Raw genomic sequence first — 10,401 nt, 5'->3', positions numbered from 1 at the left:
CCAGGCTGTGGCTCCAGCCAAAACCGAGGCCGCTGTCGATTTCGGCGGCGCTGGTGCGGTAGAGCCGGGTGAAGTCGAACGGCAAAATACCGTCCAGCGCACCATCAGTAAGGGTCAGCAGTTCTTCACCGGTGACCATCGACACCGGGCATTGGTGGGTGGCGGTTTTATCGGCGGAATCGGCGGGGTCGCCGTTGGGGTTTTTCGCCTGGGTCGAGGCGTCGTCGCGGTGTTCGTATTGTTTGAGCGTGGTGTTGCGCTTGGCGTCCCAGCGCAACTGCATGGCACCGTTTTTCGGAGCGGCCGAAATGCCCCGTGCGGCGACTTTTTTGTAGCGGCTTACATAGTCCATGAAGTTGTTGATGATCGTGACCATCGACTTCACGAATGCCAGCGCCGCCTGAAAAATCTGAGCGCTGTACTGGGCCAGGCGCACTGCCAACCAGGCGACGCCAACCCCGACCACGCTGAGCACCAGACCGATCAGCAGGTCGATGACCAAGCCGACGACCACTTTGGAAATAGCCTCGGCCGATGACCCGGCCAGTTGCGTAGGCGGTAGCATTTCCAGCCACAACGTGGCGGTGCGCATCAGCAAACACAGTGCGGCCTCATCACTGGCCAGCAACATGGCGCTTTCGAACTTGTCAGGCGCACTTTTCGCGAGCTTGGCCAGTTCATCCGCGCTTTCACCCAGCTTCTCGACAAAGGCATTGGGGTCTTTCAGGATGTCGGCAAGCTCACCGATGCCATCCCAAACAGCCTGAATCGCTGACCAGCCTCCTGCGAGTAGTCCGTTACCTGCCGCCGTCAGCGAAGCGGATGCGGATTGCTGCGACCATTGCGGTTTGAAGCCTTGCCACTCAACACGCAGCCAATCTTCCAACTGCTGGGTCAGGCCGTCGTAAGAAGAGAAGAGTTCTTCAACTTGCTTCGGGGTCACTTCACTCTGGACATGAACCCGATAGAACTTTCCAGCGACACCTTTAAACTTCCCCCTGCCGTTTTTATCAAGCGTGACCGTGGTCTTCTCGCCGCCCTCCTCGGCAATCACATCAACCTGAATATTCCCCAGCGGAATGTTGTAGATCGATTCGAACTTGCTCTCGATTTCCAGGATTTCGTTGAGCGGACACTGCGCCACACTGGAGAAAAAATCGTCATCACTGCGGCTCACCGACTTGGTGGTATTGCCGAGTGTGATCTTGCGGTCCATGTCCATCAGCGATGGCAGATCCATCGCCCGGCTGACCTTGTCGGCATTGCGACTTAAAAAGCCCCGGAGTTGCTCGCGATATAAACTCAGCGTGCCTTTGAAACCGTCGAGCTCCTGCTCAATCCGTTCGATCTGATCCATCAGTCCAGCTCCATCAACAGGTATTCCACCAAGGCTGATGTCGGGGCTTCCGGCAGGTCAGGCTCTTCCAGAAAAGTCGCAACCTTGTGCTGCAAAACGCTTTCGGAAAACGCCTCGAAAAGATCCGGGCGCTCCTCGCTCAGCCATTGCAGCAAGTTGTTGATGCGGGTTGTCGCGGACGCTTGCCCGAGTTGTTCGAGCAGGGGCGCCGTCACTTCCCACCATGGAAAAACCCGAGTGGTTTTCAGGGCGCTGCCACCGATGTCGAGCGGCTGGCCGTTAATCAAACAGCGGCTGATCACCGGCATTAACTGCGCAGCGTTGACGTCGGCAGACTGAAGAATCGGCAACAAGTAACGACCGTCCCAGAAGCGGAAAAACACCGCGCTGTCGTTGGGTAAAAGCACTTGAGTAAGGCTTCGAAAATGTTCGACCAGCGCCTCAAGGCTCGCCGAAGTCACGATCAACCAGCCCCAGTCGCAAGACGCGGTGTTGGCGACCCACTCCAGAAACTCACTGCCCGGCTCGACAATTCCCACATAGGGCATCACCGGTTCCCACTCGGCGTACGCGGTGTTCGCCCAAATGGGCCTCGGCGCATGGGCCGGGCTGGAACCTTGCCAAGCCTTGAAGGGTTCGGCGGCGCTGGCACTGCCAAAAACCGCGAACAACTGCTCGGACGGCTCAAGCGGTTGGCGCTCTAGCCAGATCTCGGGTGACATGCGCTCAGGCTGCACAGACACCCCCTTTGCAGCGCTCACATTCTTCGCAGAATGGAGCGTCGCTTTTCAGGCTCAGGATCTGTGCGACGCTGAGTGCGGACAGTTTTTGTTGAGTAGTTGAGGCGCCGATTGTCGGCATCAGCGCACCACCGAGCTCGATCGGCACGCTGCTGAAAATCCCGGCGGGACCGATAGTGATCCAGTGCCCCCCGGCCTGAATCGTGGCGCTGGCACCGCCGTCGATGACCACTTGCTGGCCGGCGTTGACGTGGAATTGGCCGCTCGCGTTGAGGGTCTGGCTGGCGACGCGGATGAATCTATCACCGTGAACGTGCAGGTTGTCGTTTGCGCTGACCACCGCGCTGCGCTGGTTTCCGACCTGGACGTGCATGTCGCTTAGCACGTGCTGATTCCAGTTTCGCTGCGCCCGCAGGTAGATTTCCTCGGCGCCTTTGCGATCCTCGATGCGTAATTCGTTGTAACCGCTGCCCCCCGGACTACTGCGACTGCGGAAAATGCTGCGGGTCTTATCGGCGGGCAGATTCAACGGCGACGAGTTGGCCCCATTGGGCAGGCAGCCCATGACAAGCGGCTTGTCGACATCGCCATCAATGAACCCCACCAGCACTTCCATGCCGACTCGAGGAATCAGCGCAATGCCATAGCCGTCGTGCGCCCAACCAGTGGCAACACGCAGCCAGCAACTGGAATGCTCGTTCCGCTCGCCGTCGCGATCCCACGCGAGCTGCACCTTGACGCGACCGTACTCGTCGCAATGGATTTCGCTGTCGGCCGGCCCCGTGACCACGGCGGATTGATAGCCGGGCACGCTTGGCTTGTCCGGCCCCAACGACGGACGAAACAAAACGTCCGACGGCGTTGCCAGGAACGTATTGCGATAGCCCTGGAAATCATCAGGGCCATCGTTGGGCGCCGACTCCTCCAGCACTTGCGGCTGTCGGCCACGGTGCTCGATTTCAGTCAGAAGCCACTGGGCATTCCACTGCGAGCGCGGGTGTTTGGAGAGGAGAAACAATCCTCCGCTGACGAATGCGGATTGATCACTGTGCCCCTTAGCCTGACGGTGATCGGCGTTGTGGCGCTCAAGTGTTCGCTGCGCCAACTGCTCGCCGTACTCGCGATTGGAAAACTGGCCGGGAAACCGGTAATCCTCCAGCACCGGATGCTGTTCACTGTCGATACGGCTTTCAAGTTGCAGGCGCGGCTTGTTGAAGTCGTAATCGCGCCGGGTGACCGCATTCGTGCGGGTTTCCATACGCAGGCTGAAGCACTTGATGGCCGGCGCATCCGCCGCCATGCCACTGCCCGGAAAATAGGGCGTCTCAGGTGTTTTAGGGAAAAAAGTCTGGTCATCACCAAACATCAGCAGATGCCCATCAGGGCTGTGCTGGAAGTGGTAATGAATGCCGATTTCGGCACACAACCGCTGGATGAATGCCAGATCGCTTTCCGCGTATTGAACGCAGTACTCGCGCTGGGCGTAGTCGCTGCCGAGCTGAAACTTGAAGCCGGTTTCGTTAAAAATCCCGTGATTCTTGAGGACCGTCTCGATGATCTCGGGCACGCTTTTGCGCTGGAAAATCCGCTGATTGATGCGATGGCTCAAGTACGCAAGTTGCGGCACCAGGCTGACTTGATAGCGCGTCAGACGTTTTCCGGAATCGCCCTGCCCCACGCGATAAATCTGACCGTGAATGCCGGCACCTTGTGCATCGAAACTCAGAAACGCCTGACGGTGCAGAAGGCTTTCAAGGTCGATGTCCGGACGCTCGCTGACCAGTTCCAGATCAAAGCGGTAGGGCTGGCTGATGGCTTCCTTGCCAGTGAACTCAAGGACTTTGAGGTCATGCTGGTCGCCGTCGACGGTCAACGTAAAACGTGGTTGATTAGCAGGAGCGAACATCCGATGTGTCTCTGCAGAGTGAAGGCGGGCGATTCTGCATGAGGGAAAACGGGTGTTAGCGCAGGGACAGGAAAATCAGAAATGCCCTACTTTTTTAGGGAATCTTCCTTCAAAAATCAGGACGGGGAACTACAGACATTCCCTCAGAAAGGTCGGAGGTGACTACAGTTACGCCTTCGCGGGCAAGCCTCGCTCCTACGGAATTGCGGTGGTTCAAATAAGTGTGAACGACAAAACACCTGTAGGAGCAAGGCTTGCCCGCGAAAGCGGAATCGGCAACACCAAACGTTCCCCCGCCAACAAAAAACGGCCCGCCTCCAAAGGAAGCGGGCCGTTTTCATGTTCGGCGAAAGGTCTGAGCCTCAGCTCCCCCCATCACTTGTTCAGGCGGAAATCAGCCTCGGCAGCGGCGAAGCGCTGAAGCATGCCGTCAGTCGGCGAGCCCAGTTTGCTGACGATGTAGATCGCCAGGCTGGCGAAGATGAAACCCGGGATGATTTCGTACAGCCCCAGCAGTTCGAAGTGTTTCCACACGATCACGGTGATCGCGCCGACCAGAATGCCGGCCAGTGCGCCGTTGCGGGTCATGTCTTTCCAGATCACGGAGATCAACACGACTGGACCAAACGCAGCACCGAAACCAGCCCATGCATAGCTGACCAGACCCAGCACGCGGTTTTCCGGGTTAGCGGCCAACGCGATCGCGATCAGGGCAACCAGCAGCACCATGGCACGGCCGACCCAGACCAGCTCGACCTGGGAAGCGCTTTTACGCAGGAAGGTTTTGTAGAAGTCTTCGGTCAGGGCACTCGAGCACACCAGCAACTGGCAGCTCAGGGTACTCATGACGGCCGCCAGAATGGCCGACAGCAGCACACCGGCGACCCACGGGTTGAACAGGATTTTCGCCAGCTCGATAAACACACGCTCGTGGTTTTCACTGACGGGCATCGCCACGGCAGGGTTGGCCGAGAAGTAGGCAATACCGAAAAAACCTACAGCGACGGTGCCGCCCAGGCACAGGATCATCCAGGTCATGGAGATGCGGCGGGCGTTGGCGATCGACTTGACCGAATCTGCCGCCATGAAGCGCGCCAGGATGTGCGGCTGGCCGAAGTAGCCCAGGCCCCAGCCCATCAGCGAGATGATGCCGATGAAGGTAGTGTTTTTGAGCATGTCGAAGTTGCCCGGGTCTTGCGCCTCGATGGCCAGGAACGTGGTGTCGATACCGCCGGTGGCCAGCAGCACGATGATCGGCGTCAGCAACAGGGCGAAGATCATCAGTGTGGCTTGTACGGTGTCAGTCCAGCTGACAGCCAGGAAACCACCGACAAAGGTGTAGGCAATCGTCGCCGCAGCGCCGGCCCACAGCGCCGTTTCGTAGGACATGCCAAATGTACTTTCGAACAGACGGGCGCCAGCCACGATGCCGGAGGCGCAGTAAATGGTGAAGAACACCAGGATCACGATCGCAGAGATGATCCGCAGCAGGCCGCTTTTGTCTTCGAAACGGCTGGAGAAATAGTCCGGCAGGGTCAGTGCGTCGCCGTTGTGCTCAGTCTGCACGCGCAGACGGCCGGCGACGAACAGCCAGTTCAGGTACGCGCCCACGATCAGGCCAATGGCGATCCAGCTTTCGGACAGACCGGACATATAGATTGCGCCCGGCAAGCCCATCAGCAACCAGCCGCTCATGTCGGAAGCACCGGCGGACAATGCGGTCACGACGCTGCCCAGGCTACGGCCGCCCAGGATGTAGTCGGACAGGTTGTTGGTGGAGCGATAGGCCATGAAGCCGATCAGCACCATTGCTGCGATGTAGATCACGAACGTGATCAGGGTTGGATTGCTAACGCTCATTAAGTGATGCCCTGGCTTTGTTTTTATGTAGCGGCGGGGTTGAAACGCTGACAAACGACACTGTTTGATCAGACGATTTCACGGGGCCCGCGCGTTCAGGACTGATGTTTCCCCAGGAAAGCCATCAGCCGGTGCACCGGTCTTTTTGACAGGTTGCACTTTGGGCGCGAATCCTATTCAACAAAGCAAATAAGGTGCAACCCATTTCTTGAGAATAAGTTGCACCTGCAAGGTATTTACATAAAAACCTCTTTTTTGCTCCCTTTTAGCGCAGTGAAAACTCGTTACTAGAAGCAAAAGCACCAAGCAGGAGCGGTACGTTCGTACCGGAATTTATTTCCTGACGAGCTGCGTAACATTCCGACAAAAAAAGGGTTGCACCCGGTTGCACCTCTCAGATTGCCCAGCTAATCTTGCCGCCAGCTGATGCCACGCGGTCGTGGCAAACATGAGGATAAGAAATGGCCACCACCACCCTTGGCGTCAAACTTGACGACCCGACCCGCGAACGCCTCAAGGCGGCCGCGACCTCGATTGATCGCACACCGCACTGGCTGATCAAACAGGCAATCTTCAATTACCTGGAGAAACTCGAGGGGGGTGCAACCCTGACTGAGCTGAGCGGCTTGACCAAGGATTCCGACGATGCTGTCGATGCGCCTCTGGATCACGCCCACCAGTGCTTCCTCGAATTCGCCGAAAGCATCCTCCCGCAATCCGTGCTGCGAGCCGCTATCACTGCCGCTTACCGCCGACCGGAACCGGAAGTGGTGCCGATGCTGATCGAACAGGCGCGCCTGCCGGCAGCGATGGCCGAAGCGACCAACAAGCTCGCGTCTTCGATTGCCGAAAAACTGCGTAATCAGAAAAGCGCCGGCGGCCGTGCCGGTATTGTTCAGGGCCTGCTGCAGGAATTTTCCCTGTCGTCCCAGGAAGGCGTGGCACTGATGTGCCTGGCCGAAGCCCTGCTGCGCATCCCGGACAAAGGCACCCGTGATGCGCTGATCCGCGACAAGATCAGCACCGGCAACTGGCAGCCGCACCTGGGCAACAGCCCGTCGCTGTTCGTCAACGCCGCGACCTGGGGCCTGCTGTTGACCGGCAAGCTTGTGTCCACGCACAACGAAACAGGCCTGACGTCATCCCTGAGCCGCATCATCGGCAAGAGCGGCGAGCCGATGATCCGCAAGGGCGTCGACATGGCCATGCGCCTGATGGGCGAGCAGTTCGTGACCGGCGAAACCATCGCCGAAGCCCTGGCCAACGCCAGCAAGTTCGAAGCCAAGGGCTTCCGCTATTCCTACGACATGCTCGGCGAAGCCGCACTGACCGAGCACGATGCGCAGAAGTACCTGGCCTCGTACGAACAAGCCATTCACTCGATCGGCAAAGCGTCCCACGGTCGTGGGATTTATGAAGGCCCGGGCATTTCCATCAAGCTGTCGGCACTGCACCCACGTTACAGCCGCGCGCAGTACGAGCGTGTGATGGATGAGTTGTACCCGCGCCTGCTGTCGCTGACCTTGCTGGCCAAGCAGTACGACATCGGCCTGAACATCGACGCCGAAGAAGCCGATCGCCTCGAGCTGTCGCTGGACCTGCTTGAGCGCCTGTGCTTCGAGCCGCAGCTGACTGGCTGGAATGGCATCGGTTTCGTGATCCAGGCGTATCAGAAACGTTGCCCGTACGTGATCGACTACGTGATCGACCTGGCTCGCCGCAGCCGTCATCGCTTGATGATCCGCTTGGTGAAAGGCGCGTACTGGGACAGCGAAATCAAGCGCGCCCAGGTCGAAGGCCTGGAAGGCTATCCGGTCTACACCCGCAAGGTGTACACCGACGTTTCCTACATCGCGTGTGCCCGCAAACTGCTCTCGGTGCCGGAAGTCATCTACCCGCAGTTCGCCACGCACAACGCCCACACCTTGTCGGCCATTTATCACATTGCCGGTCAGAACTATTACCCGGGCCAGTACGAGTTCCAGTGCCTGCACGGCATGGGCGAACCGCTGTACGAGCAAGTTGTCGGCAAAGTGTCCGAAGGCAAGCTGAACCGTCCGTGCCGCGTGTACGCGCCGGTCGGGACCCACGAAACACTGCTGGCGTACCTGGTTCGTCGCCTGCTGGAAAACGGCGCGAACACCTCGTTCGTCAACCGCATCGCGGACCAGTCCATTTCGATTCAGGAACTGGTGGCCGATCCAGTGGCCAGCATCGAGCAAATGGCAACGCTGGAAGGCGGCTTCGGCCTGCCGCACCCGCGTATTCCGCTGCCGCGTGATCTGTATGGCACCGAGCGCGCCAACTCCAGCGGCATCGACATGGCCAACGAACATCGTCTGGCGTCCTTGTCCTGCGCCCTGCTGGCCACCGCGCACAATCACTGGAAAGCCGCGCCGATGCTCGGCTGCGCTTCCAGCACTGAAACACCGGCGCCGGTGCTCAACCCGTCGGATCTGCGCGACGTGGTCGGTCACGTACAGGAAGCGACCGTCGAAGACGTCGACAACGCCATTCAATGCGCCCTGAACGCCGCACCGATCTGGCAGGCCACCCCGCCCGCCGAACGCGCCGCCATTCTGGAACGCGCTGCCGACCTGATGGAAGGCGAGATCCAGCCGCTGATGGGCCTGCTGGCTCGCGAAGCCGGCAAGACCTTCGCCAACGCCATCGCCGAAGTCCGTGAAGCCGTGGACTTCCTGCGTTATTACGCGGTACAGGCACGCAACGATTTCACCAACGACGCCCACCGCCCATTGGGCCCGGTGGTGTGCATCAGCCCGTGGAACTTCCCGCTGGCGATTTTTAGTGGTCAAGTCGCTGCCGCACTGGCCGCCGGTAACCCGGTGCTGGCCAAACCTGCCGAGCAAACCCCGCTGATCGCCGCCCAGGCCGTACGCCTGCTGCTCGAAGCCGGGATTCCGGAAGGCGTGCTGCAACTGCTGCCGGGCCGTGGCGAAACCGTCGGTGCCGGTCTGGTCGGCGACGATCGCGTCAAAGGCGTGATGTTTACCGGCTCCACCGAAGTTGCTCGCCTGCTGCAACGCAACATCGCAGGTCGCCTCGACAACCAGGGCCGTCCGATTCCACTGATCGCTGAAACCGGCGGCCAGAACGCCATGATCGTCGACTCCTCGGCACTGACAGAACAAGTGGTCATCGACGTCGTATCGTCGGCGTTCGACAGCGCCGGTCAACGCTGCTCGGCACTGCGCGTGCTGTGCCTGCAGGAAGATTCCGCTGACCGTGTCATCGAAATGCTCAAGGGTGCCATGGCTGAATGCCGTCTCGGCAACCCCGAGCGCCTGTCCGTGGACATCGGCCCGGTGATCGACGCCGAAGCCAAGGCCGGCATCGAGAAGCACATCCAGGGCATGCGCGACAAAGGTCGCAGCGTGTACCAGGTGGCCATCGCCAATAGCGAAGAAGTCAAACGCGGCACATTCGTGATGCCAACGCTGATCGAACTGGAAAGCTTCGATGAGCTGCAACGCGAGATCTTCGGCCCGGTGCTGCACGTGGTGCGCTACAAGCGTAAAGACATCGACCAGTTGATCGGTCAGATCAATGCCTCCGGTTATGGCCTGACGCTGGGCGTGCACACCCGCATCGACGAGACCATCGCCAAGGTGATCGACAACGTCAACGCCGGCAACGTCTACGTGAACCGCAACATCGTGGGTGCCGTGGTGGGCGTGCAACCGTTCGGTGGCGAAGGCCTGTCGGGTACCGGTCCGAAAGCCGGTGGCCCGCTGTACCTGTACCGTCTGTTGTCGACGCGTCCTACCGATGCGATCGAACAATCCTTTGCTCGCGGTGATGCCATCGCTGCGCCGGATGTTCGTCTGCGTGATGCCATGAGCAAACCGTTGACGTCCCTGAAGGCCTGGGCCGACACCAACAAGTTTGCCGACCTGAGCACCTTGTGCGTGCAATTCGCTGCGCAATCCCAGAGCGGCATCACCCGCGTATTGGCGGGCCCGACCGGCGAGCGCAACAGCTACGCGATCCTGCCGCGCGAGCACGTGCTGTGCCTGGCGGACGTCGAAGGTGATCTGCTGACTCAACTGGCGGCGGTGTTGGCGGTCGGTGGTTCGGCGGTATGGCCGGAAGCTGACCTGACCAAGGCGTTGTTCGCACGTTTGCCGAAGGATATTCAGGCAAAGATCAAGCTGGTGTCCGACTGGAACAAAGATGAAGTGGTAATTGATGCAGTGCTGCATCACGGCCATTCCGACCAGTTGCGCGCGGTGTGCCAGCAAGTGGCCAAGCGTGCCGGGGCGATTGTCGGGGTTCAGGGCTTGTCGCAGGGTGAAACCAACATTGCGCTGGAGCGGTTAGTGATCGAGCGGGCGTTGAGCGTTAACACGGCTGCGGCGGGTGGTAATGCCAGTCTGATGACCATCGGCTAAAACGGTAAACCGGGTACCTGCAACAGGTACCCGGTTCAACAACAATCCCTGTGGGAGCGAGCCTGCTCGCGATAGCGGTCTGTCAGTCACCTTCAATATTGACTGATCTGCCGCCATCGCGAGCAG

At 59.5% G+C, this 10,401-nt stretch carries 5 protein-coding genes; 1 reads left to right on the top strand and 4 read right to left on the bottom strand.

Annotation, left to right across the window (positions count from 1 at the left end):
- From EJA72_RS18485 to putP, 4 genes are all read right to left on the bottom strand, one after another.
- The coding region (locus tag EJA72_RS18485) for a DUF6531 domain-containing protein (RefSeq protein ID WP_256679718.1) at window positions 1-1,357 on the bottom strand (1,357 nt) is incomplete at its 3' end.
- Complete coding sequence (locus EJA72_RS18480) at window positions 1,357-2,079, bottom strand: DUF4123 domain-containing protein (protein WP_157712851.1); 723 nt, start codon at window positions 2,077-2,079, stop codon at window positions 1,357-1,359. The genes EJA72_RS18480 and EJA72_RS18485, both read right to left, overlap by 1 nt.
- Before the next feature lie 4 nt (window positions 2,080-2,083).
- Window positions 2,084-4,003: a type VI secretion system tip protein VgrG gene (locus tag EJA72_RS18475; RefSeq protein WP_157712850.1), complete on the bottom strand. Its 1,920-nt coding sequence runs from the start codon at window positions 4,001-4,003 to the stop codon at window positions 2,084-2,086.
- 375 nt (window positions 4,004-4,378) lie between these two features.
- Complete coding sequence (putP, locus tag EJA72_RS18470; RefSeq protein WP_157712849.1) at window positions 4,379-5,863, bottom strand: sodium/proline symporter PutP; 1,485 nt, start codon at window positions 5,861-5,863, stop codon at window positions 4,379-4,381.
- A gap of 461 nt (window positions 5,864-6,324) precedes the next feature.
- Here putP and putA point away from each other — a divergent pair, with 461 nt between their 5' ends.
- Entirely contained in the window at window positions 6,325-10,275 is a 3,951-nt protein-coding gene (gene putA / locus EJA72_RS18465; protein WP_157712848.1) for a trifunctional transcriptional regulator/proline dehydrogenase/L-glutamate gamma-semialdehyde dehydrogenase, read from the top strand.
- The last annotated feature ends 126 nt before the right edge of the window (window positions 10,276-10,401 follow it).

Source organism: Pseudomonas sp. PB120, from assembly GCF_009761815.1.
GTDB lineage: Bacteria > Pseudomonadota > Gammaproteobacteria > Pseudomonadales > Pseudomonadaceae > Aquipseudomonas.
The sequence above is the reverse complement of the archived record's forward strand: the minus strand, read 5'-3'. Positions and strand labels throughout refer to the sequence as shown.